This window comes from Streptomyces sp. NPDC005263, assembly GCF_042872365.1.
Lineage (GTDB): Bacteria > Actinomycetota > Actinomycetes > Streptomycetales > Streptomycetaceae > Streptomyces.
On the sequence record NZ_JBIAKJ010000005.1, the window covers coordinates 724395 to 746050 of the forward strand.

25 protein-coding genes are annotated in these 21656 nt (G+C 71.4%); 16 read left to right on the plus strand and 9 right to left on the minus strand.

Features of this window, described 5'->3' with window-relative positions; all coding sequences use genetic code 11:
- Nucleotides 1–65 precede the first annotated feature (65 nt).
- Nucleotides 66–698, plus strand: coding sequence for a LysE family transporter (locus ACFYRY_RS25680; RefSeq protein WP_389150016.1), 633 nt, complete (start codon nucleotides 66–68; stop codon nucleotides 696–698).
- A gap of 43 nt (nucleotides 699–741) precedes the next feature.
- Here the strand turns inward: ACFYRY_RS25680 and ACFYRY_RS25685 are convergent, their stop codons facing one another.
- Nucleotides 742–1170: a nuclear transport factor 2 family protein gene (locus tag ACFYRY_RS25685; protein ID WP_389150299.1), complete on the minus strand. Its 429-nt coding sequence runs from the start codon at nucleotides 1168–1170 to the stop codon at nucleotides 742–744.
- 214 nt (nucleotides 1171–1384) lie between these two features.
- Here ACFYRY_RS25685 and ACFYRY_RS25690 point away from each other — a divergent pair, with 214 nt between their 5' ends.
- Nucleotides 1385–1834, plus strand: coding sequence for a nitroreductase family deazaflavin-dependent oxidoreductase (locus tag ACFYRY_RS25690; protein WP_389150019.1), 450 nt, complete (start codon nucleotides 1385–1387; stop codon nucleotides 1832–1834).
- A 63-nt stretch (nucleotides 1835–1897) separates the two neighbouring features.
- On the opposite strand, the gene ACFYRY_RS25695 is transcribed toward ACFYRY_RS25690, so the two are convergent.
- Entirely contained in the window at nucleotides 1898–2869 is a 972-nt protein-coding gene (locus ACFYRY_RS25695; RefSeq protein ID WP_389150022.1) for a cation diffusion facilitator family transporter, read from the minus strand.
- A 131-nt stretch (nucleotides 2870–3000) separates the two neighbouring features.
- Between ACFYRY_RS25695 and ACFYRY_RS25700 the strand changes: the two genes are divergently transcribed.
- The gene (locus ACFYRY_RS25700; RefSeq protein ID WP_389150025.1) at nucleotides 3001–4026 is read left to right on the plus strand and encodes a glutathione S-transferase family protein; all 1026 of its coding nucleotides are present in this window, start codon (nucleotides 3001–3003) and stop codon (nucleotides 4024–4026) included.
- Nucleotides 4027–4070: 44 nt separating this feature from the next.
- Entirely contained in the window at nucleotides 4071–4367 is a 297-nt protein-coding gene (locus ACFYRY_RS25705) for a DUF4235 domain-containing protein (RefSeq protein WP_389150027.1), read from the plus strand.
- Nucleotides 4368–4398: 31 nt separating this feature from the next.
- Here the strand turns inward: ACFYRY_RS25705 and ACFYRY_RS25710 are convergent, their stop codons facing one another.
- Nucleotides 4399–4791, minus strand: coding sequence for a VOC family protein (locus ACFYRY_RS25710; RefSeq protein WP_356774123.1), 393 nt, complete (start codon nucleotides 4789–4791; stop codon nucleotides 4399–4401).
- Between the two features lie 219 nt (nucleotides 4792–5010).
- Here ACFYRY_RS25710 and ACFYRY_RS25715 point away from each other — a divergent pair, with 219 nt between their 5' ends.
- Together ACFYRY_RS25715 and ACFYRY_RS25720 are read left to right on the plus strand one after the other, a co-directional pair.
- A complete protein-coding gene (locus ACFYRY_RS25715) occupies nucleotides 5011–5373 on the plus strand; it encodes a DUF1304 domain-containing protein (protein WP_389150029.1) in 363 nt (120 codons plus the stop codon).
- Nucleotides 5370–5933 carry a TetR/AcrR family transcriptional regulator gene (locus tag ACFYRY_RS25720; RefSeq protein WP_389150032.1) on the plus strand — a complete coding sequence of 188 codons (564 nt, stop codon included), beginning with the start codon at nucleotides 5370–5372 and terminating at the stop codon, nucleotides 5931–5933. The genes ACFYRY_RS25715 and ACFYRY_RS25720 overlap by 4 nt, the downstream gene beginning before the upstream one ends.
- 16 nt (nucleotides 5934–5949) lie before the next feature.
- On the opposite strand, the gene ACFYRY_RS25725 is transcribed toward ACFYRY_RS25720, so the two are convergent.
- On the minus strand, nucleotides 5950–6915 hold the full coding sequence (locus ACFYRY_RS25725) for a GlxA family transcriptional regulator (protein ID WP_389150035.1): 966 nt from the start codon (nucleotides 6913–6915) through the stop codon (nucleotides 5950–5952).
- 71 nt (nucleotides 6916–6986) lie between these two features.
- On the opposite strand from ACFYRY_RS25725, the gene ACFYRY_RS25730 reads away from it, so the two are divergent.
- Nucleotides 6987–7937 carry an NADP-dependent oxidoreductase gene (locus ACFYRY_RS25730; protein ID WP_389150038.1) on the plus strand — a complete coding sequence of 317 codons (951 nt, stop codon included), beginning with the start codon at nucleotides 6987–6989 and terminating at the stop codon, nucleotides 7935–7937.
- Between the two features lie 45 nt (nucleotides 7938–7982).
- Here ACFYRY_RS25730 and ACFYRY_RS25735 read toward each other — a convergent pair whose 3' ends face one another.
- Together ACFYRY_RS25735 and ACFYRY_RS25740 are read right to left on the minus strand one after the other, a co-directional pair.
- The gene (locus ACFYRY_RS25735) at nucleotides 7983–9089 is read right to left on the minus strand and encodes an NAD(P)-dependent alcohol dehydrogenase (protein ID WP_389150041.1); all 1107 of its coding nucleotides are present in this window, start codon (nucleotides 9087–9089) and stop codon (nucleotides 7983–7985) included.
- A gap of 25 nt (nucleotides 9090–9114) precedes the next feature.
- Nucleotides 9115–10569, minus strand: a complete 1455-nt coding sequence (locus tag ACFYRY_RS25740; protein WP_389150043.1) for an aldehyde dehydrogenase family protein — start codon at nucleotides 10567–10569, stop codon at nucleotides 9115–9117.
- A 103-nt stretch (nucleotides 10570–10672) separates the two neighbouring features.
- Between ACFYRY_RS25740 and ACFYRY_RS25745 the strand changes: the two genes are divergently transcribed.
- Entirely contained in the window at nucleotides 10673–11110 is a 438-nt protein-coding gene (locus ACFYRY_RS25745) for a MarR family winged helix-turn-helix transcriptional regulator (RefSeq protein ID WP_389150046.1), read from the plus strand.
- A gap of 135 nt (nucleotides 11111–11245) precedes the next feature.
- Nucleotides 11246–11626, plus strand: coding sequence for an anti-sigma factor antagonist (locus tag ACFYRY_RS25750; RefSeq protein ID WP_389150049.1), 381 nt, complete (start codon nucleotides 11246–11248; stop codon nucleotides 11624–11626).
- A gap of 52 nt (nucleotides 11627–11678) precedes the next feature.
- Here ACFYRY_RS25750 and ACFYRY_RS25755 read toward each other — a convergent pair whose 3' ends face one another.
- Both ACFYRY_RS25755 and ACFYRY_RS25760 read right to left on the minus strand, forming a co-directional pair.
- Nucleotides 11679–12632 (minus strand): ribose-phosphate diphosphokinase, encoded by a 954-nt coding sequence (locus tag ACFYRY_RS25755; protein ID WP_389150052.1) that lies wholly within the window; start codon nucleotides 12630–12632, stop codon nucleotides 11679–11681.
- Nucleotides 12633–12762: 130 nt separating this feature from the next.
- A complete protein-coding gene (locus tag ACFYRY_RS25760; protein ID WP_389150055.1) occupies nucleotides 12763–13953 on the minus strand; it encodes a cytochrome P450 in 1191 nt (396 codons plus the stop codon).
- Nucleotides 13954–14096: 143 nt separating this feature from the next.
- On the opposite strand from ACFYRY_RS25760, the gene ACFYRY_RS25765 reads away from it, so the two are divergent.
- Both ACFYRY_RS25765 and ACFYRY_RS25770 read left to right on the plus strand, forming a co-directional pair.
- Nucleotides 14097–14759, plus strand: coding sequence for a DUF4230 domain-containing protein (locus tag ACFYRY_RS25765; RefSeq protein ID WP_389150058.1), 663 nt, complete (start codon nucleotides 14097–14099; stop codon nucleotides 14757–14759).
- A 185-nt stretch (nucleotides 14760–14944) separates the two neighbouring features.
- Entirely contained in the window at nucleotides 14945–15529 is a 585-nt protein-coding gene (locus ACFYRY_RS25770) for a VanZ family protein (RefSeq protein ID WP_389150061.1), read from the plus strand.
- 40 nt (nucleotides 15530–15569) lie between these two features.
- On the opposite strand, the gene ACFYRY_RS25775 is transcribed toward ACFYRY_RS25770, so the two are convergent.
- Complete coding sequence (locus tag ACFYRY_RS25775; RefSeq protein WP_389150063.1) at nucleotides 15570–15806, minus strand: hypothetical protein; 237 nt, start codon at nucleotides 15804–15806, stop codon at nucleotides 15570–15572.
- Nucleotides 15807–15961: 155 nt separating this feature from the next.
- Here ACFYRY_RS25775 and ACFYRY_RS25780 point away from each other — a divergent pair, with 155 nt between their 5' ends.
- The 5 genes from ACFYRY_RS25780 (at nucleotide 15962) to ACFYRY_RS25800 (ending at nucleotide 21555) form a co-directional block, all read left to right on the plus strand.
- The gene (locus ACFYRY_RS25780; protein WP_389150065.1) at nucleotides 15962–17002 is read left to right on the plus strand and encodes a PHP domain-containing protein; all 1041 of its coding nucleotides are present in this window, start codon (nucleotides 15962–15964) and stop codon (nucleotides 17000–17002) included.
- 50 nt (nucleotides 17003–17052) lie between these two features.
- The gene (locus tag ACFYRY_RS25785) at nucleotides 17053–17709 is read left to right on the plus strand and encodes an HAD family hydrolase (protein WP_389150068.1); all 657 of its coding nucleotides are present in this window, start codon (nucleotides 17053–17055) and stop codon (nucleotides 17707–17709) included.
- A gap of 48 nt (nucleotides 17710–17757) precedes the next feature.
- Nucleotides 17758–19047, plus strand: a complete 1290-nt coding sequence (locus ACFYRY_RS25790; RefSeq protein WP_389150070.1) for an aromatic acid exporter family protein — start codon at nucleotides 17758–17760, stop codon at nucleotides 19045–19047.
- 363 nt (nucleotides 19048–19410) lie between these two features.
- A complete protein-coding gene (locus ACFYRY_RS25795) occupies nucleotides 19411–20382 on the plus strand; it encodes an SDR family NAD(P)-dependent oxidoreductase (protein WP_389150073.1) in 972 nt (323 codons plus the stop codon).
- Between the two features lie 144 nt (nucleotides 20383–20526).
- Nucleotides 20527–21555 (plus strand): SDR family oxidoreductase, encoded by a 1029-nt coding sequence (locus tag ACFYRY_RS25800; protein ID WP_389150075.1) that lies wholly within the window; start codon nucleotides 20527–20529, stop codon nucleotides 21553–21555.
- Nucleotides 21556–21656: the final 101 nt, after the last annotated feature.

Below are 21656 nucleotides of genomic sequence, written 5' to 3' on the forward strand. Positions count from 1 at the left end.
GCCATCCGCCCGGTGGCCCGCCGTCAGCAGTCCGGCCGACCGGGGAGTCCGACGCCGCCGCGCTCGTGACCGCCGCGCTCGTCGCGGGGCTGCTCGCGGGGTACGGCATCGCCGTGCCCGTCGGCGCGGTCGGAACCTATCTGGTCTCCCTCACCGCCCGTACGTCCTGGCGGACCGGGAGCTGCGCCGCGCTCGGCGTCGCGACCGCCGACGGCTGGTACGCCCTGCTGGCCACGCTCGGTGGCGCCGCTCTCGCCGGTGCGCTGCGGCCGGTGCTCGGGCCGCTGCGCTGGGCCTCCGCGCTGGTGCTGATCGTGTTGGCGGTCCGGGGCGCGGTCACGGCCGTGCGCCGGCACCGGGGCCACCGCCTCGCCACCCGTTCCGAACCGCCTCCGCCAGGCCCGGCGCGGGCCTTTCTGGGACTGCTCGGGATCACCCTGCTCAACCCGACCACCGTGGTCTACTTCACCGCGCTGGTGCTGGGCACCCGGGCCGAGGAGGCCGTACGGCCCCTGGAACAGGGGGTGTTCGTGCTGGCGGCCTTCACCGCGTCCGCGAGTTGGCAGTTGCTGCTCGCCGGAGGCGGCGCCTTGCTGGGCCGTGCTCTGACCGGGAACCGGGGGCGACTGGTGACGGCGCTGGTGTCGAGCGGCGTGATGACGGCCCTGGCGGTGCGGATGCTCGTGGCTCCGGGGTGAGCGGGCCGATCGTCCCAGGCGTGCGCGTGAGCGGGCCGGCCGGTCACGGTGTGAAGGCGTGAGCCACCGCGAGGCTGTCCTCGTAGACGTGGTGTCGGACGATCAGGCCGTCCTCGACGGTGAGATGGAGGGCGAACCTGGCGCGATAGGGGCGCCCGGTGGCCGCGGCGGTCTGCCGGATCTCGCCGAGCACCACGGCGTCGGCACCGTCCACCAGGACGCGTTCGATCTCCGTGCCCGCCTGCCCGGGACGGTGGTGGGCGGCCAGTTCGCGGTAGTGGGCCGCGGCGTCGGCCCGGGTGGCCCGGTGCCGGATCCAGGGGGTCTCGGCACGGCCGTGCTCGCCCTCGGGCCAGTTCAGCTTCCAGTCCACCCGCTCGGCGTACAACTCGGCGATCTGCTCCGGGTCGCCCTCGCCGATCCGCAGCAGCAGGTCCTGGACCACGGTACGGGTCGTCGGGACGGAGGTCATGGTCATGGTGCGGCCCTCTCACGGGGACGGACGGCTGTCGTGCCGGGTCGTCCACGACGGTGCCCCACGCGGCCCGTTCGCGCGATTACCGGGGAGGTAATAGCCAGGGGCGCCCTTTGGCGTCGTCACGGAAAACGGTAAGGATGGATCTCGCACGGTTCGATGTTGAACCGTGTGCGAGCAAGCCGTAGTCGATGACGATGGGACGGATGCCATGCCTCTTGAGGGCGAGTACGAACCCAGCCCGACGCAGTGGGTGCGCGACCAGGTGGAGCTGTACGAGAGCTCGGGCGGCACCAAGGGGACGACCCTGATGGACACGGGGATGCCGGTCATCCTGCTGACGACCCGGGGCTCGAAGAGCGGCAAGCTTCGCAAGACGCCGCTGATGCGCGTGGAGCATGACGGGCGTTACGCCGTGGTCGCCTCCCTGGGCGGGGCACCCAAACACCCCGTCTGGTACCACAACGTCAAGGCTGATCCCCAGGTGGAGCTCCAGGACGGCCCGGTGAAGCAGGACATGAGGGCCCGTGAGGTCACCGGGGCGGAGAAGGCCGAGTGGTGGGAACGTGCCGTCGCGGCCTTCCCGCAGTACGCCGACTACCAGAAGAAGACAGACCGGGACATCCCGGTCTTCGTGCTGGAGCCCGTCCAGGGGAGCTGAACCCGTCGGAAAAAAATATCGCCCGGCGGACGCATGGACCCGCGTCCGCCGGGCACCCGACGGTCAGGCCCCGCCGCGCTCCCCCGTCGCGGCGGGGCTTTCTCGTGCCTCGGCGGCAGGTCGGTCGGTCACGTCGAGGAAGATCTGGTCCGCCTCCGAGACGATGTCGGCGATCGACCGCTTGATCCGTACGGCGACCTCCTCGACCCGTTCGCTGTCCATTCCGGGCATCAGGTCGACGCGGGCGGCGACCAGCACCGAGTCCAGACCCATCTTCATCGTGAACAGCGCCTCCACGCTGTCTATCTCGGGCTGGGCGTCCAGCAGGGCCCGGATCCGGCCGCTGGCCTCCGGGTCGGCCGCCTCTCCGATCAGCTGGTCCCGTGCCTCGCGTCCCAGCCGGTAGGCGACGTAGACGAGCAGCGCGCCGATCGTCAGTGAGGCGGACGCCTCCCACACCACCTGCCCGGTGATCATATGCAGCGCCATGCCGATCATCGCGAGCGTGACACCCAGCACCGCCGTGCCGTCCTCGGCGACGACCGTGCGCAGCGCCGGGTCACGCAGGCCGTCCATGCCCCGGCCCTGGCGGCGCACCTGGTACAGCGCCCTGACCAGCGAGGCCCCCTCGGCGAGCAGGGCGACGCCCAGCACGATCAGGCCGGCCACGTATCCGCTCTGCTTCTCCTCGGCCCCGTTGCGGAGCGCGTCGATGCCCTGGAAGAAGGAGAAGCAGCCGCCCATCACGAAGATCCCGACGGCCGCGAGCAGCGACCAGAAGAAGCGCTCCTTGCCGTAGCCGAAGGGGTGGCGCCGGTCGGCGGGGCGGCGGCTGCGGCGCAGCGCCGCCAGGAGGAAGACCTCGTTGAGGCTGTCCGCGACGGAGTGCGCGGCTTCGGAGAGGAGCGCCGGTGAGGCGGCGAAGATCCCGCCCACGGCTTTGGCGACCGCGATCACCAGGTTCGCGGCGAGCGCCACGAGCACCGTGACGCGTGTCTTCCGGTCGGCTTTCTTACTTGAGGATGTCCCTGTCACCTCCGCCGACTGCCCCGGTCATTTCAGCTCACACCGTGCCGTCGGCGGAAAACGGGGAACGCGTTCACCAGGGCAGGCGTACCGCCGAGCACAGTGGCGGGCGTACCGCGAGGGACAGCAGGGAGGACGGCATGACCGCCGGCGAGGACGGCAACAGCGGGTACGGGAGGAAGGCGTTCAAGCGGTCCAAGAGCCATTTCGCGGACCGGATCACCGCGGACGGCCGCGACGGCTGGCCGGTGGAGGCGGGCCGCTACCGCCTGGTGGCCAGCCGCGCCTGTCCGTGGGCGAGCCGGGCGCTGATCTCCCGGCGTCTGCTCGGTCTGGAGGACGCACTCTCCCTCGCGATCGCCGATCCGATCCAGGACGACCGCAGTTGGCGCTTCACCCTGGACCCGGACGACCGCGACCCGGTCCTCGGCATCCGCTTCCTCAGTGAGGCCTATGACGAGCGGGAGCGGGACTACCCGGGCGGGGTGAGCGTGCCCGCGATCGTGGACGTGCCCAGCGGGAAGCTGGTCACCAACGACTACCAGCAGATCACCCTGGACCTCGCCACCGAGTGGACGGCCCTGCACCGGGAGGGGGCGCCCGACCTGTATCCGGTGGCGCTGCGCGACGAGATCGACTCGGTGATGGCGGAGGTCTACGAGGACGTCAACAACGGTGTGTACCGGGCGGGCTTCGCGACCGGCCAGGAGGAGTACGAGGCCGCCTGCGCCGGTGTGTTCCGTCGGCTGGAGCTGCTGACACCGCGTCTTGCCCGGCAGCGCTATCTCGTCGGTGACACCCTCACCGAGGCGGACATCCGGCTGTTCACCACTTTGGTCCGTTTCGACGCGGTCTACCACGGTCACTTCAAGTGCAACCGCTGGAAAGTGGCCGAGAACCCGGTCCTGTGGGCGTACGTCCGCGATCTCTACCAGACACCCGGCTTCGGCGACACGGTCGACTTCGACCACATCAAGCGGCACTACCACCAGGTGCACACCGGTATCAATCCGACCGGCATCGTGCCCCTGGGGCCGGATCTGTCGGGCTGGCTGACCCCTCATCACCGGGAGGAACTGGGCGGCCGGCCGTTCGGGGACGGGACCCCGCCGGGGCCGGCTCCGGCGGCCGAGACGGTTCCGGCTGAGCACCGGCCCACCCGCTGACGACCGACCCGCTGAAGACCCGCCCACCGACGAAGGAGAGTGACATGGCGAAGAAGAAAAAGATGCCCCTCGCCTACAAGCCCATCGGCTTCCTGCTGGGCTGGACGAGCGGGACGCTGGCCGGACTGGCCTTCCAGAAGACCTGGAAGGTGATCCGGCACGAGGACGACGCGCCCGACGCGCTGGACCGGGACCGCGGCTGGGGAGAGATCCTGTTCGCCGCCGCGGTCCAGGGCGCCATCTTCGCCGTGGTGCGCAGCGCGGTGGATCGCGCGGGCGCCAAGGCCATCGAGCGCTCCACCGGCGCCTGGCCCTCCGAGGAGAAGGGCGGCCGGGACTGACCCGCTCCCCGGCCGCCGGTTCGGACGGCGCTCAGCCCTGCTTGGGCGCCGTCGACGGGACCAGGCGAAGGGTGAAGGAGTGGCCGGCCGGGTCGGCGAAACCGCGTTCCTCGTACGGCCCGCTGGCGTCCTTGGTCTCCAGCGGCCGCCCGCCGAGCCCGATGACCCTGCGCTCCGCGTCGTCCAGATCCTCCACCACGAAATCCAGGTGGGCCTGGAGGGCGTTCTCCGGACGGGGCCAGCTCGGCGGCGTCGCGTTCACGTCACGCCGGAAGGCGATCCGGAGCCCGTCGTCGGCCCTGATCTCCACCCGGTTGGCGCTCTCGTGTGTCTGCTCGGCCTCCAGCAGTTCCTTGTAGAACACCGCGAGCTTCTCCGGCTCGGCACAGTCGAGCACGATGACACCCGCTTTCACCAAGACCATGTCTCCTCCGAAGGGTTCGGGGCGCGGGACGTCCGTGCCCCGCCCTCTTACTTGCGGATATCCCGAGCCGCCCGATTCAGTCGGTGACCGGCCGCTCACGGTGACCCGACATCCCTACGAACGGTGACCGGCCGCTCGTCTCCTGCACGACTCTTGGACAGGTGTCCATGTATGGTGGACACCTGTCCAATAATTTGTCGCTATGAAGGAGTGCCGCGCGTGGAGACGGTCGCGAATGTGCTGGTAGGCCTGGTGGCCGCCCTGCACGCCTACATCCTGGTGCTGGAGATGTTCCTGTGGCAGAAGAAGCCCGGCAGATCGCTGCACGGCTTCGATGCCGAGATGGCCCGGGCGACCGCACCCATGGCCGCCAACCAGGGGCTCTACAACGGCTTCCTCGCCGCGGGTCTGGTGTGGGGTCTGATCGCCGCCGATCCGACCGGTTTCCGCGCCCAGGTCTTCTTCCTGTGCTGTGTCGTGGTCGCGGGGGTGTACGGCGCCGTCACGGCGAACCGTCGGATCCTGTTCGCGCAGGCCCTGCCGGGCGCGCTCGCCCTGGGCGCCGTCCTGCTCGCGCGATGACCCGCGGCGGACCCGGGGACCCGCGGGCCGCGCGCACCCGGGAGCGACTGCGCCGGGCCCTCCTCGACGAGTGCGCCGAGCGCCCCCTGTCGGAGGTCGGGGTGGCCGCGCTGGTACGGCGGGCGGGTGTCGGCCGGGCGACGTTCTACGTCCACTACGCCGACCTGGAGGCGCTGGCGGTCGACGCCTGCGCGGACGTCGTACGGGAGGCCGTCGAGGCGCTGCACGCCTGGCGCGGGCGCCCCGATCCGGTGCACGCGCCGCCCGCGCTGGCGGAGTTCTTCGCCTCCCTCTCCCCCCATGCCGCGCTGTACCGGGCCCTGCTCGCGCCGGGTGGCGGCGGCCCGCTGGGAGGTGTGCTGAACCGGGACCTGCGGGCCTACAGCCTGCGCGAGCGTGAACTCGCGGGCGCGGCCGACGCCCCGCTGGTCGCCTCCGCCGTCGCCGCCACCTTCGCCGGAGTCCTGGCCGACTGGCTGCACGGGCTCCTCGAAGCCGACGCCGCCCACATCGCCGACCAGGTGTGGCAGCTGCTGGTCGCCCTGCACGCGAGCCGGTGAGAGCCGTCCGCGACGTTCAGCGGGCGACGGCGGTGGCCTTGAAGGTGCGCCGGTACGTCTGCGGCGCGACCCCGATCGCGGCCCGCAGGTGCTGGCGCAGCGAGGCGCCCGTGGCGAACCCGACCTGGCCGGCGATCTGGTCCACCGACAGGTCGCTCGCCTCCAGCAGCTGACGGGCCCGTGTCACCCGCTGCTGGATCAGCCAGCGGCCAGGGCTGAGGCCGACCTCGTCGTTGAAGCGGCGGGCGAAGGTGCGCAGGCTCATCCGGGAGTGGGCGGCGAGGTCGGCCAGGGTGAGCGGTTCGTCAAGGCGTTCCAGCGCCCAGGCTCGCGTGGCGGCCGTGCCGACGGCGCCGAGTTCGGGGACGGGCTGCTCGATGTACTGGGCCTGGCCGCCCTCCCGGAAGGGGGGTACCACGCAGCAGCGGGCCACCCAGTTGGCCAGGTCGCCGCCGTGGTCGGTGCGGACGACGTGCAGGCAGACGTCGACTCCGGAGGCCGCGCCCGCCGAGGTGAGGATCCGGCCGTCATGCACGAAGAGCACGTCGGGGTCGAGGTCGACGTTCGGGTACGTACGCCGGAACAGATCGGCCACATGCCAGTGCGTAGTGGCCTTCCGGCCGTCGAGGAGGCCCGCCGCGGCCAGCACGAAGGCGGCGGTGCAGATGGACACGATCCGCGCGTCCGGGCGGATCAGGTCGAGCGCGGCGGCGAGCTCGGCGGACAGCTCGGTGGGGATGTGCGAGGACGCCACGGAGGCGACCACGACCGTGTCGGCCGTCGCCAGGATCTCGGGCCCGTGCTCGACACCGATCGTGAAGTCGGCGTTGGTGCGCACGGGTTGTCCGTCGACGCTGCAGGTCAGCACCTCGTACCGGCCGCCCGCCGCGCCGAAGATCCGGCTGGGGATGCCCAGTTCGAAGGGATACACCCCGTCCAGGGCCAGCACCACGACCCGTTCCACCCGCTGTTCGCCACTCATGGCACGATCCTATCGAAGGTTGGCAATCGTGCCATTCCCTGGGATGGGGCCGCTCCGGCAGGCTGGTGCGCATGAGCAGTGAGAACACGATGCGAGCCATCAGTCAGGACGTCCTCGGCGGTCCCGAGGTGCTGAAGGAAGTGGAGCTGGCGCGTCCGGAGCCACGTGCGAATGAGGTACTGGTGCGGGTGCGCGCCGCCGGGGTCAACCCGACCGACTGGAAGCACCGGGCGTTCGGCGCCTTCCTCGGCGAGCCGCCCTTCGTGCTCGGCTGGGACGTGTCCGGCGTGGTCGAGGCGGTCGGCGTCGGTGTGGCCACGTTCCGGCCCGGCGACGAGGTCTTCGGCATGCTGCCGTACCCGTACGGCCACGGCTCGCACGCCGAGTACGTCATCGCCCCGGTCCGGGCCCTCACCCACAAGCCGTCCGTGATCGACCACACCCAGGCCGCCGCGCTGCCGCTGGTCTCCCTGACGGCGTGGCAGGCCCTGGTCGAGAACGCGGACCTCCAGCCGGGGCAGCGGGTGCTGATCCACGCGGCGGCCGGCGGTGTCGGGCACGTCGCCGCGCAGATCGCCAAGGCGCGGGGCGCGTATGTGATCGGTACCGCGAGTGCGGGCAAGCACGAATTCCTGCGCGGCATCGGCGTGGACGAGGCGATCGACTACCGGGAGACGGACTTCGTCGACGCGGTGAAGGACGTCGACGTCGTGCTGGACACGCTGGGCGACGAGACCTCGGTGCGTTCGCTGCGCGTCCTGCGGCCGGGCGGGATCGTGGTGTCGATCCTGCCGATCGGATCGGAGGACTTCTTCGAGGAGGCCGAGCGGCTCGGCGTACGGGCACTCAGGATGCTCGTGGACGCCGACCGGGCCGGGATGAGGGCGATCGCGGACCTCGTCGAGCAGGGGAGGCTGAGGCCCACGGTCGCCCGTACCTTCCCGCTGGCCGATGCCGCCGAGGCGCATGCGCTGGGCGAAACCGGCCGGACCACGGGGAAGCTGGTCCTCACGGTCGACTGAGCCGGTCCCCCGACCGGTTAGGTCAGAACGTGGGCACCGCCTGCTTCAGAACGTGAGCACCGGCTTGATCGCCTTGCCCGCGCCCATGTCGCGCACCGCCTGGTCGATGTCCGCGAACGGATACGTGCTGATCAGGCGGTGCAGCGGAAGCCGCCCCTCCTTCACCAGCCGGACCAGGGCGGGGATGAACGTCTGTGTCTCGGCGTCACCGAGGGTCAGTCCCACGACCTGCTTGCCGCCGAGCATCCCGTTGACGTCCAGGGCGACCTCGGTGCCGAACGGCGGGGCGCCGACGATCACCAGGGTGCCGCGGGCGGCGAGCGCGTCGACACCCTGGCGCAGCACGCCGACGTTGCCGGTGGTCTCCACCACGCCGTCCGCGCCGTGACCGCCGGTGATCTCCGCGAGCGCCTCACCGAGGTCCCTCTCGCCCGCGGTGACGGTGTGGGTGGCGCCCAACTCCTTGGCGAGTTGCAGGCGTTCGGCCACCCGGTCGACGGCGACGACGGTGGTGGCGGGGCTGAGGGCGGCCGCCATGACCGCGGACAGTCCGACGGCTCCGGCGCCGAGGACCACGAGGGTGCTGCCGGTGACCGGCTTCAGCACGTTCCAGACGGCGCCGACACCCGTCTGCACTCCGCAGCCCAGCGGGGCGATCGACTCCAGCGGAACCTCCGGGTCGACCTTGACCAGGCTGCGCTCGTCGACCAACGCCCGTTCGGCGAACGAGGACTGGCCGAAGAAGTGACCGCCGAGCGGCTCGCCGTCGCGGCTGATGGTGCTGGTGCCGTCGGCGCGCCGGCCGCCGATGAGGTTCAGCGGCAGCCAGCCGTCGCAGTACGCGGGGTGGCCGCCCCGGCAGTTGCGGCAGTCGCCGCAGGAGGTGAAGGACAGCACGACATGGTCGCCGGGAGCGACGCCGGTCACGGCGGACCCGACAGCCTCGACGACGCCCGCACCCTCGTGCCCGAGAACTCCGGGGAGCGGAAAGGGCAGTCCGCCGCTCGCCACACCGAGGTCGGTGTGACACAGGCCGGTGGCGACCATCCGGACGACCGCCTCGTGCGCCCCGGGCTCGTCGAGCTCAACGTCACTGAGGGTGAAGGGCGCTCCGCCGGACTCGACGACGGCAGCGCGGGTGGTGAAGGACATCGCAGGAACTCCTTGGAGAGCGCGCTCAGTCGAGCGAGACGACGACGGACTTGACCTTGGTGTAGGCGGCGAACGCCTCGGGCCCGTACTCGCGGCCGAAGCCGGAGTCCTTGACCCCGCCGAACGGCACCGCGGGATCGAGCATCGCCCAGTCGTTGATCCACACGATGCCCGCCTGGAGCCGTGCGGCGACCCGGTGGGCACGGGCGAGGTTGCCGGTCTGGACGCCGGAGGCCAGGCCGTACGGCGTGGAGTTGGCGAGGGTGACGGCCTCCTCCTCGGAGTCGAAGGGCTGCACGGTGAGGACCGGCCCGAAGATCTCCTCCTGCACCACCCGGGAGTCGTTGGGGAGGTCCGCGATCACGGTGGGCCGGTAGTAGTAACCGCCGTCCAGGTCGAGACGCTCACCGCCGCAGACGACGCGGCCGCCCTCCTTGCGGGCCAGGGCGACGTACTCCTCGACCTTCCTCAGGTGCTTCTCCCCCGCCATCGGCCCGACGACGGTCTCGGCCCGGCGCGGGTCGCCGACCGGTACACCGGGGACGGCCTCGGCGAGGATGCCGAGGAGGGTGCTGTACACCGGGCGCGCCACCAGCAGCCTGGGGCCGCCCATGCAGAACTGCCCGGTGTTGAAGACGAAGCCCTTGATGACGGCGCCGACCGCCTTCTCCAGGTCGGCGTCCTCGAAGACCACGTGGGCCGCGTTGCCGCCGAGCTCCATGGTGACGGGCTTGAGGGCCTGCCCGGCGACGCTCGCGGCGTGCCGGCCCACGGCGGTGGAGCCGGTGAAGGCGATCTTGTCGACGCCGCTGTGCCGCAGCAGCGCCTCCCCGGCCACCGGGCCGGCGCCGGTGACGATGTTGACCACACCGTCCGGGACCCCCGCCTTCTGGAAGAGGCGGGCCATGTAGAGGGCACTGAGCGGGGTCTCGTCGGCCGGTTTGTGCACGACCGTGTTGCCGGCCGCGAGCGCCGGGGCGATCTTGGATCCGGCCAGGATCAGCGGGAAGTTGAAGGGCGTGATCGCGGCGACCACCCCGATCGGCTCACGCCGGGTGTAGGCGAGGGCGTTCATGGGGGTGTCACGGTTCGAGCCGTGCAGGGAGTGGGCGAGCGCGGCGAAGTGCTCGTAGTCGTTGGCCGCGTTCGTCACGTCGACGGCGTGGCACAGCGTGATCGGCTTGCCCACGTCGAGGCTCTCCAGGTACGCGATGTCGTCGGCGTTCTCCCGGATCAGCTCGGCGACACGATGCAGGATCCGGCCCCGCTCGCGGCCGCTCAGCCCTGACCAGGCGCCCCCGTCGAAGGCCGCACGGGCGGCGCGTACGGCGTCGTCCACATCGGCCTCGCCCGCCTCCGCGACGGTCGTGACGACCGCGCCCCGGGACGGGTCGACCACCTCGGTGCGCGCTCCGTCGGCGGCCTCGCGCCACTGGCCCCCGATGAACAGCCGGCCGGGTTCGATCTCGAAGGTGGTCATCGCCACTCCTCAGCCTCATTGCCAAGATTTCAACAAACAGGATTCCTGTTGGTCCGCAGTCTCTTTACAGACAGGTTTCCTGTCAATGCTCTAGGGTGAACTCATGCTCGACTCCCAGGCGACCAAGGCGACCCCGTCGCTCCTCTACATGGTGAAACAGGTGGAGCTCGTCGCGCGCTCCCGACTGGACGAGCTGGTCAGGCCGTCGGGGATCACCGCTCTCCAGTACACCGCGCTCACGGTCCTGGAGCGACACGACGGACTGTCGGCCGCGCAACTGGCCCGCGACTCGTTCGTGACCGCCCAGTCGACCGCCGATCTCGTACGGTCCCTGGAGAACCGCGGGCTGGTGCACCGGGAGCGCAATCCCCGCAACCGCCGCGAGCTGCTGATCCTGCTGACCGACGCGGGCCGCGAACTGCTCGCGCACCACGAGGGTCTCGTCCGGGAGCTGGAGGAGCGGATGGTGCGGGACCTCACCCGGCACCAGACCCAGCAGTTCCGGGAGGCGCTCACCAAGGCCTGGCAGGCCCTGTCGTAAGTCGCGCGTCGCAATTCGATGACATATGTCAATCGAACATGCTCAAATTTGATCCATCGAGGGTAACTTGCAGAGCGGGCGGGGGGTTTGGGCTCTCCCTTGCCGCCCTGGGAGCCAGTTGGAGGCGATGGAGTCGTGCAGCAGGAACCCGCACCGCTCGCCCGGCATCTGCGCATCCACCAGGACCGGGGACACACGGTGCTGGAGTTACACGGAGAGATCGACATCGCCGCGGCCATGGAGATCATCCCGTATCTGGACCAGGTGACGGGGCAACCCGACGTCCGTCTGGTGATCGACCTCAGCGGCGTGGAGTTCTTCGACTGCTCCGGGCTGCGACTGCTCTACCGCGCCCGGGCGCGGGTGCGGGACGGGGGCGGACGGCTGCTCCTGGTGTGCACGCATCCGCTCACCCTGCGCGTCCTGCGGGTCACGGGCCTGGCCAGGCTGCTCCCGCCGATGCCGACGCTGGACGCGGCCCTGGAACAGCCGGAGGCCACGTCCGGCCCCGTGTGACCGCGAGCCCTTTCGCGAGCCTCCTCGCGTGCCGCCCTTCGCGGCGCGACGGCTACTCGGTCGGCGGCGCGTCGAACAGGGCGCTGACGGACTCGCCATTGTGGATCCGGCGTACGGCCTCGGCGAGCGCCGGGGCGACGGTGAGGATGCGCAGCTTCTCGGTGCGCTCCTCCTCGGGGACCGGCACGGTGTTCGTGCACACGATCTCCAGGACGTCGGGCTGCTCCCCGATCCGCTTCAGCGCTCCGGCCGCGAACAGCCCGTGCGTGCAGGCCACCCGGATCGAGCGGGGTCCCAACTCCCGCAGCCGGTCGAGGAGTTCCAGCACCGTGCTGCCCTTGGCGATCTCGTCGTCCAGCACGATGACGTCCCGTCCGGCGACCTCGCCGATGACGGAGCTGATGCTGACGCGGTCGTCCGCGAACCGCTGTTTGGCGCCGGCCGCCACCTGGGCGCCGATCATCCGGGCGAACGCGGCGGCCTCCTTGGCGTTGCCGAGGTCCGGCGAGACGACGGTGGTGCGGGACAGGTCGTACTGCCGGAAGTGGACGGCGAGCTCGCGCAGCGCGTGCAGGTGGTCCACCGGGACCGAGAAGAAGCCGTGGACCTGCGGCGAGTGCAGCGTCATCGCCAGGACCCGGCTGGCGCCCGCGGCCACCAGCAGATCGGCGACCAGCCGCCCGCCGAGGGAGATGCGGGGCTCGTCCTTCTTGTCGGAGCGGGCGTAGGAGTAGTGCGGCATCACGACACTGATCCGGCCGGCCGAGGCCCCGCGCGCGGCGTCGCACATCAGCAGCAGCTCCACCAGATGCTCCTGGACCGGCTTGACCAGTGGCTGGATGAGGAAGACATCCCGTTCCCGGCAGTTGGCCTGGAGCTGTATCTCCAGACAGTCATTGGCGAACCGGCTGACCCGGGTGGGGCTGAGCGGCACGCCGAGATGCGCGCAGACCTCCTGGGCCAGCTCGGGATGGGCGCTCCCGCTGAACACGGCGATGTCTCGCACGATCCGCTCCTAGCATGATCATTCCGGTTGCAGGGGTCATGCTACGGGCCGGGCGAATTCCGGTCGCGGACCGTCCACGGGCGCACGGCATGGTTAGCGCGAGTGTGCCTTCGTGCCTTCGAAGGGATGCTCACCAGGACACCGGCAGTCGTCGGGGACCGCGCGTCATCTGGCCCTCCCGCCACTCGATGGTGTCCGGCGTGAACTCGGCGCGCAGGCGGGGGAAGCGGACGGCCAGCCGGTGCAGGGCCAGGCCGAGTTCCAGGCGGGCGAGCCAGGCGCCGAGGCAGTGGTGGGGGCCGGCGCCGAAGACCACGCTGGGCGGGTTCAGCGGTGCGAACAGGTCGGGCGGGCCGGGCGGGAAGACGTCCGGGTCGCGGTTGGCCGAGTTGAGCTGGACCGCGACCACGCTGCCCGCCGGGATCGTCACTCCGCCGATCTCGACGTCGGTGAGGGCCCGGCGGATCAGACCGGGCAGCACCCTGCCCTCGCTGAGCGGGACGGTCCGCAGCAGCTGTTCGACCGCCGTCGTGGCCGCCTCCTCGCCCTCGGCCAGCCCCGGCCAGGCCTCCTTCCCGTCGGTGAGGAGGTGGACGACGATGTTGCCGAGGGCGGTCATGGTCGTCTCGTGTCCGGCCACGACCAGTCCGAGGACCAGCATGACCAGGTGCCGTTCCTCGATCCCGACCCCGTCGCCCGCCGCCACCAGCGCGCTCACCAGGTCGTCGCCCGGTTCCTTGCGGCGCTCGGCGACCAGGTCGGCGGCGAAGACCCCGAACTCCCGCATCGCGCGGCCGACTTCCTCGGCGGTGTGCGCGCCGCCGGACAGGGCGTGGTCGGCCCAGGAGCGGATGCGTTCCCAGTCCGCGTGGCCGAGACCCATCAGCCGGGAGACGACCGAGACCGGCAGCGGACGCGTGAACCCCTCGATGATGTCGGCGGGGTGGGGCCGCTCGGCGAAGTCGTCGAGGAGGGTTTCCACCACCGAGGCCACCCAGGGCCGCCAGCGGGCGACGGCACGGGGGGTGAACGCCCGCTGGACCGTGCCGCGCAGCCGGTGGTGGGCGGGGCCGTCCTGGTTGAGGAGACCGTCCGGTGAGTCCAGCAGGTTCGGTACGACAAGCAGCGGCGGCGCGTCATCGGCGTGCAGGGACCGCCGGTCGAAGCGGGGGTCCATGAGGACCTGACGCGCCTCCGCGTACCGGGTCACGAGCCATACCGGGGTGCCGGTGGCGAGGGAGGTCGGCCGGGGCGGACCGGACTCGGGGAAGGTCACGCGGTGCATGGGAGGAAGGGGGCGGGGGGTGCGGTCTGCGCTCATCCGGGTCTCCAGATGCGCCGGTAGGGAGGTTTTCTCCACGCTAGTGCGCCCCTCTGCTGCCGTCAGCGGCGCCAACCGGCCAACGAGTCGGTCTGCCAAGGCCTTTGAGGGGCATCCGTTCGGTAGGAAGGAGGGCCGTCGCCATGACGACTCCCATCAGACGCGTGTCCGGACGCATGCCCGGCTGGGCGAAGGCAGTGAGCGCCGTGGTACTGGTGCTCGTCGTGTTCTTCGCGGGGATCCGGCTGAGTGTGCTGCCGGGCCTCAAGGACCTGTTCGGCACCGAGACCCACGACCGAACCGGCCCCACACTGCTGCAGTCCATCCAGGACATCAGCCGTTACGACGCCGCCTCCGGCAATTTCCAGGTCGTCGTGGACCTGGAGAAGGACACCAAGTACCTGCCCGACGCGATCCGCGGCTCCCGCACCCTGTACGTCGGGGCGGGCTCCGTCGACGCCTACGTCGACCTCGGCCAGGTCGGCAAGAACGACGTGACGGTCAACGCCGACCGTACGTCCGCCACGCTGCGACTGCCGCACGCCCGACTCGGCAAGGCAACGCTGGACGCCGACCGCTCGTACGCCGTCTCCAAGCAGCGCGGTCTGCTCGACCGGCTCGGCGACTTCTTCTCGGACAACCCCAACGGCGAGCAGGCCGTGCAGAAGCTCGCCGTTCGGCACATCACCGACGCCGCGAAGGAGAGTGAGCTGACGAGGCGTGCCGAGACCAACACCACCACCATGCTGAAGGGTCTGCTCGGCTCCCTCGGCTTCAAGGAGGTGAAGGTCACCTACGGCACCTGATCAGCCGTGGTGGATCCCCCGCGGGGCGCGGGCACCGGACAGGACGGTGCCCGCGCGAACCGACCCCCACGAGCAGTGCCACACCGTCTGGAAGCCGCCTCCGGGCAGGGGCAGGGAGGCGCATCGTCGGGCAGTTCGCGGGTAACCGCCTAACGACACCGGGAACTTGAAATCTGGAGGAATGGATGGCCTGGGCAGCCTCACGAACGCGAGCAGTGTTGCGCACCCGCACCTCCAAGACCGAGCGCCCTCCGCAGAAGCAGAAGACGAGCCGCAACGAGCGTTCACCCCAGAGATCGAGCCAGGAGCGGCGTCCCCTGCCGTGGCCGCTGCGTCTGCTGGCGGTGCTCTGTGCGTTCGCCTTCATGGTGGCCTTCGCCGTCGTCCTGGCGCGGCTGACCCTGGAGCCCTCCCCCGCGTCGGTGGAGCTGACGCACACCAACATCCATCCGGGCAGTTCCCTGCGGGCCTATCTGGATCAGCCGGAACTGCGGGACGCCGTCAAGCAGATCGGCGGCAACCTGCTGCTGGGCGTCCCGTTCGGCATCCTGGTGCCGGTCGTGGCCCCGCGCACCCGCGGGATCCTGCGCATCCTGCTGCTGACCGCGGTCGTGATGCTCATGGTCGAGTTCGCCCAGGGCGCGCTGATCACGGGGCGGGCCTTCGACATCGACGACGTCATCCTCAACACCACCGGAGCGCTCGTCGGCTACCTCCTGCTGGGGCGGCGGATGAGCCGGGCGGTGCACGCGCGCAAGCCGAAGGGGTGACCGGGGCAACCAGGAGTGGGCGGTCGGCGGGCCCGGTCGATCAGTGTCGGCGCCAGGTGAACTTGTCGCCGCCCACCCAGCGGACCACCGCCGGGTCGTCCAGGTCGTGGACCGTGATGCCGAACGCCGCGGCGGCCTCCAGAACGTCGGTGACGGTCTTCGCCTCGCCGACCACCTCGCCGTCGATCTCCACGATCCGGAACGGCGGCGTGCCCGGCTGCACCCCGAGCACCAGGATCCGCGGGTTGGCCATGTACGGGCTCGCGCTTTCGGTCATGAACCGAGCGTAGATCGCATCCGGCGGGAGGGAGAGTCGTACGTCACCCGACCAGCGGGCCCGGGGGTGCCCGCACAGTCCCGCCTGCCCCCGGGGAGCGCACACTCGTCGTGCGCTCCCCGGGCAGCTGGGCAACGCTGGAGGTGGAGGTAGCGATGGACCCCGTCGAGGCTCTGGACCGGATCGCCTTTCTGCTGGAGCGGTCCCTCGCGCCCACCTACCGTGTGCGCGCCTTCCGTACGGCGTCCCGGGTGCTGTCCCCGCTCTCCGGCGCGGAGGTCCGCGAGCGGGCGGACGCCGGGACACTGGAGGCCCTGAAGGGGCTCGGTCCGAAGACGGCGCAGGTGGTGCGCGAGGCGCTGGAGGGGCGGGTGCCCGGCTATCTGGAGAAGCTGGAGGGCGAGGCCGCCGGGGCGCCGCCGACGCCGGGCGGGGAGGAGCTGCGGGCCCTGCTGCGCGGGGACTGCCATCTGCACTCGGACTGGTCCGACGGCGGCAGCCCCATCGACGAGATGGGCCGGGCGGCTGCGGCGCTCGGCCACGAGTGGGCCGCCCTGACCGACCACTCACCCCGGCTGACCGTGGCGCGCGGGCTGTCACCCGAGCGACTGCGCCGCCAGCTGGACGTGGTGGCGGAGCTGAACGAGACATGGGCGCCGTTCCGGCTGCTGACCGGCATCGAGTGCGACATCCTCGACGACGGTTCACTCGACCAGGAACCCGAACTGCTCGACCAGCTGGACGTCGTGGTGGTGTCCGTGCACTCCAAGCTGCGGATGGACGCCCGCTCGATGACCCGGCGCATGGTGGCCGCCGTACGCGATCCGCACGCGAACGTCCTCGGGCACTGCACCGGACGGCTGGTGACGGGACGAGGGCGGCCCGAGTCGGAGTTCGACGCCGAAGAGGTGTTCGCGGCGTGCGCCGAGTCCGGTACGGCGGTGGAGATCAACAGCCGCCCCGAACGCCTCGATCCGCCACGGCGCCTGCTGCGTGCCGCCGTGCGGGCGGGGGTGCTGTTCTCGATCGACACCGACGCGCACGCGCCCGGCCAGCTGGACTGGCAGATCCACGGCTGCGCCCGCGCGCAGGAGTGCGGGGTGCCCGCCGGGCGTGTGGTCACGACCTGGTCGCTGCCTCAGCTGCTGGCCTGGACCCGGCAGGGCCGCGTTCCGGACGGCGTGGCGAGCGGCTGACGTGGTACTCGACGCGCTGACCGGGCGATGCGGGACGAAAGGACAGGCATATGGGACGGGCCGCGGTGTTCGACGTCGACGGGACCCTCGTCGACACCAACCACCTCCACGTGGTGACCTGGTGGGAGGCCTTCCGACAGGCCGGGCACCGGGTGCCGACGCACGCCATCCACCGGGCGATCGGGCTCGGCTCCACCGACCTGATCGCCCATCTCCTCGGCGACGGCCGGGACCAGGACCGGGACGCGGAACTGAGCGCCGCCCACAAGGCGCTGTACGGGCAGTACTTCGACCGGCTGCCCGCCTTCCAGGACGCCGGGCGGCTGCTGCGGCGGCTCGACCGGGACGGCTGGACGGTGGTGCTGGCCACGTCGGCGGGCGGCGCCGAGCTGTCCGCGCTGCGTCGCGCGATCGACGCGGACGAGGCGATCACCGACACGGCGAGCGCCGACGACGTCGACCAGGGCAAGCCCGCGCCCGAGCCCGTGGAACACGCCCTGGAACTGGCCGGTGTCCCTCCCGAGCAGGCGGTCTTCGTCGGCGACACCGTCTGGGACATGCGTGCCGGCAGCCGGGCCGGGGTGCGCTGCGTCGGCGTCCTGTGCGGCGGCATCCCGCGGGCCGACCTGGAGGGGGCCGGGGCGACCGAGATCTACGACGACCCCGCGGACCTGCTGGCCTCCTTGGCGGACAGCCCCCTGGCATGAGCTGCAAAATTCCAGGTGAGGGGCTCTTCGACGCGGAACCCAGCGTGCATGACGCGTGTGAAAGAAGCGGTACGACCGTACGGCGGCCGTCCGGCCGATGCGCTGCGGAGGGATGCCCTTGCCGTCGTCCGGGCCGCCCGGGCCGTCTGGCGCGGTCCGGGCCGGGAGCGTGACCTGGTCGTGCAATCGTTGAAAGCCGCCGCGGCGGCCCTGATCGCCTGGTTCGTGGCGAGCGACTGGCTGGGCGACCCGATGGCGTTGATGGCGCCCTGGGTGGCGTTGGTGCTGGTGCAGGCCACTGTCTACAGCTCGCTGCGGCATGCAGCCCAGCAGTGGGTGGCGCTGTGCGCCGGAACCCTGCTGGCGTCGGCCGCCCAGGCCCTCACCGGCAACACGCTGGGTGCGCTGGCCCTGTCCGTACCGGTGCTGATGCTGCCGGCGAACTGGTCCCGCTTCGGTGACCAGGGGATATACGGCGCGACCACCGCCGTCTTCACCCTCGCCTCGGGGACCGTCTCGGCGTCGGCGGTCGGGCACCGCGTCGGACAGGCCCTGCTGGGCGCGGTGATCGGGGTGCTGATCAACGCTCTCGTCCTGCCGCCGATCCATCTGCGGGACGTGCGCGAGAACCTCGCGGCACTCGCCCGGGAGACGGGCGACCTCCTGCACGCCATCGGCGCGGATCTGCGTGAGGACGAGTGGGACGCGCAGACCGCGGCCCACTGGTCGAGCGCCGCGGCCCGGCTGGAGCGGTGCCTGGCCGCGCTGCGGTCGGCCCGCGCGTGGAGCCGGGAGAGCCTGCGGCTGACCGCCGGCCCGCTGCGCGCCGTTCGCAGGCCCCCGCAGCCCCTGCCCTCCGAGGACGAGGACGAACGCTGGAGCCGGGTCACCGGCCACGTCAGAGCGCTGACCCGGACCCTGGGCGTCGCGGCCGACGACCGCCGCGCGCCCTCCGTGCCTGGCGGCCCGGCACTGCGCTCGTACGGCCGTCTCCTGGAGCTCATCGGGGACGCGTGCCGTGCGGAGGGCCGTCAGTTGCTGAAATGGCGGGAGGACACGCGACCGGAGGACGGTGTCCAGGACTCCATGCGGGACCTCCACGAACGGCTGCAGCAGGGTCTCCGGGAGCAGGCCGCGGAGGGAGCCACCAGGACGGCCGTCCTGGGAACCCTGTTGTTGCAGGCCGAGAACCTCTGGAACGAGACCGTTCCGGACACCGGGGCCGCCCAGGACGACGAGGACCTTCGGGGCACCGGGGCCGCTCCGGACGACGAGGTGGCCGCGGACACCGAGACCGTTCCGAACACCGCGACCGTTCCGGGTGTGCACGAGCGGTGACACGGATCACCCCGTTCCGCGGCAGATCGCGGAACACCCAGGGGTGGTTGCCCGTTGAACAGACCGTGGGTGCGGATGGGACAGTGTACCCGGGCCTCACCTTTTGCCCACAGGGACGATCGTTCGGCTGAAGCCCTGTGGAGCGTTTCGCCGAGAGGCGACCGCCATCCGCGCCCACGACAGACCAGCCCCGACCGTGATTCCCCCGTCCGGTCGGGGCTTCCCTCTGTCCGGACACCGCCGCCACCGTGCCGGACCGTGCTTGCCGCCCGACTCGGCCGCGCCTGACTTCGAACGCTTGCTTGGAGCGCTTGACTTCGAGCGCTTGACTTCGAGCGCACTCCAGTCCGTAGCGTTCTGGACATGAGCTCCGCACGCACCGCACAGCACAAGATCGGCTCGGGGTTCGGCGCCCACAGCACCGCCGACGACGTCCTGGCCGGCATCGACCTGACCGGACAGCTCGCGCTCGTCACCGGTGGCTACTCGGGCCTCGGCCTGGAGACCACCCGCGCCCTGCGCGCGGCCGGCGCCCGGGTCGTCGTCCCGGCCCGCCGTCCCGCCGTCGCCCGGGAGGCACTGGCCGGGGTCGACGGGGTAGAGGTCGACGAACTGGACCTCGGGGACCTGGACAGCGTCCGCGCCTTCGCCGAACGGTTCCTCGCCTCGGGCCGCACACTCGACATCGTCATCGACAACGCCGGGATCATGGCCTGTCCCGAGACCCGCGTGGGGCCCGGCTGGGAGGCGCAGTTCGCCACCAACCATCTGGGCCACTTCGCCCTCGTCAACCGGCTGTGGCCGGCCATCGAGCCCGGCGGTGCCCGCGTGGTGTCGGTGTCCTCGCGCGGCCACCACTTCTCCGGCATCCGCTGGGACGACGTCGACTGGCGGGACGGCTACGACAAGTGGCAGGCGTACGGGCAGGCGAAGACCGCGAACGTCCTGTTCGCCGTGCACCTCGACCGGCTCGCCCGGGAGCGCGGCGTACAGGCCTTCGCGCTGCACCCCGGCGGCATCCTCACTCCGCTCCAGCGGCACCTGCCCCGGGAGGAGATGGTGGCCAGGGGCTGGATCGACGAGGACGGCACCCCGATCCCGCAGGAGGGGATGAAGACTCCCGAGCAGGGCGCGGCCACCCAGGTCTGGGCGGCGACCTCCCCCCGGCTGGACGGTCTGGGCGGCGTCTACCTGGAGGACTGCGACATCGCCGAGCTCGCACCCGCCGATGACGAGCGCACGGGCGTCAAGGAGTACGCGATCGACCCCGAGCAGGCGGCCCGCCTGTGGGATCTGTCGGTGGATCGGACGGGAGTGAACGCGTTCGCCGACTGAGCCGGGAAGGGGGTCGGCAGATCCCCGCCTGGACGGGTGCCAGTGCGCGCCCGGATGGATGGGCGGCCGGCATCGCGTGGATCGCTTTCGGTGGGGTACTCGGGGCGTTCCCCGGTCGCCCCACCAGCCGTGAGGAGCCCACAGATGAGTACGTCAACGGGCAGCAGAATCGTCGTCACGGGCGCCACCGGCAACGTCGGCACCAGTGTGGTGCGTCTTCTCTCCGAGGATCCGGAGATCGGGTCCGTGCGGGGGCTGGCCCGCAGGATCCCCGACTGGTCGCCGGCGAAGACGGACTGGTCGGCGGTCGACCTCGCGTCGGACCAGTCCGATCTCGTGAAGGAATTCGAGGGTGCGGCCGCCGTCGTCCATCTGGCCTGGGCGTTCCAGCCCACCCACGACCCGGCGGTGACCTGGCGCACCAATGTGCTCGGCTCGATCCGGGTGTTCGAGGCGGTGGCCTCGGCGGGCGTGCCGACGTTGGTGCACGCGTCGTCGGTCGGCGCGTACTCCCCGGGGCCGAAGGCGCACACGGTCGACGGGTCGTGGCCCACCCACGGCTGGCCGGATGCCGCCTACTGCCGGGAGAAGGCCTACCTGGAGCGTGCCCTGGACACGTTCGAGCGCGACCACCCCGACGTCCGGGTGGTCCGCATGCGCCCGGCCTTCCTGTTCAAACGGGAGTCGGCGAGCGAGCAGCGCCGCATCTTCGGCGGGCGTTTCCTGCCGGGTCCGCTGGCGCGGCCCGAACTGCTGCCGTTCCTGCCCGACATCCCCGGCCTGCGGGTGCAGGCGCTGCACAGCGACGACGCGGCGAAGGCGTACCGTCTCGCGTTGCGCTCCGACGTGCACGGCGCCTTCAACCTGGCCGGCGATCCGCCCGTCGACGCGGAAATGCTCGGCCAGATGCTCGGCACCCGTCCGGTCCGGCTGCCGCGCACCGCGGCCCGCTCGGCGGTCGCCGCCGCGTGGGGGCTGCGTCTGCTGCCGGCCTCTCCCCATCTCTTCGACGCGGTGCTGAGGCTTCCGCTGATGGACTGCACCCGCGCCCGTACGGAACTGGGCTGGCGCCCGGACCACACGGCGACGGAGGTGCTGGAGGAGTTCCTGCACGGTGTGCAGCAGGGCGCGGGGGCGCGTACGGAGCCGATGCGGGGCCACAAGGTCGGCTGACGTCGGCCCGTGGCGGTGCGCGCACGCGGTCAGGGCACCTCACAGGCCGCCCGACCGGCCGCCCGACGGTCAGGAACCGTCGGGCGGCCGGTCAGGCGGTG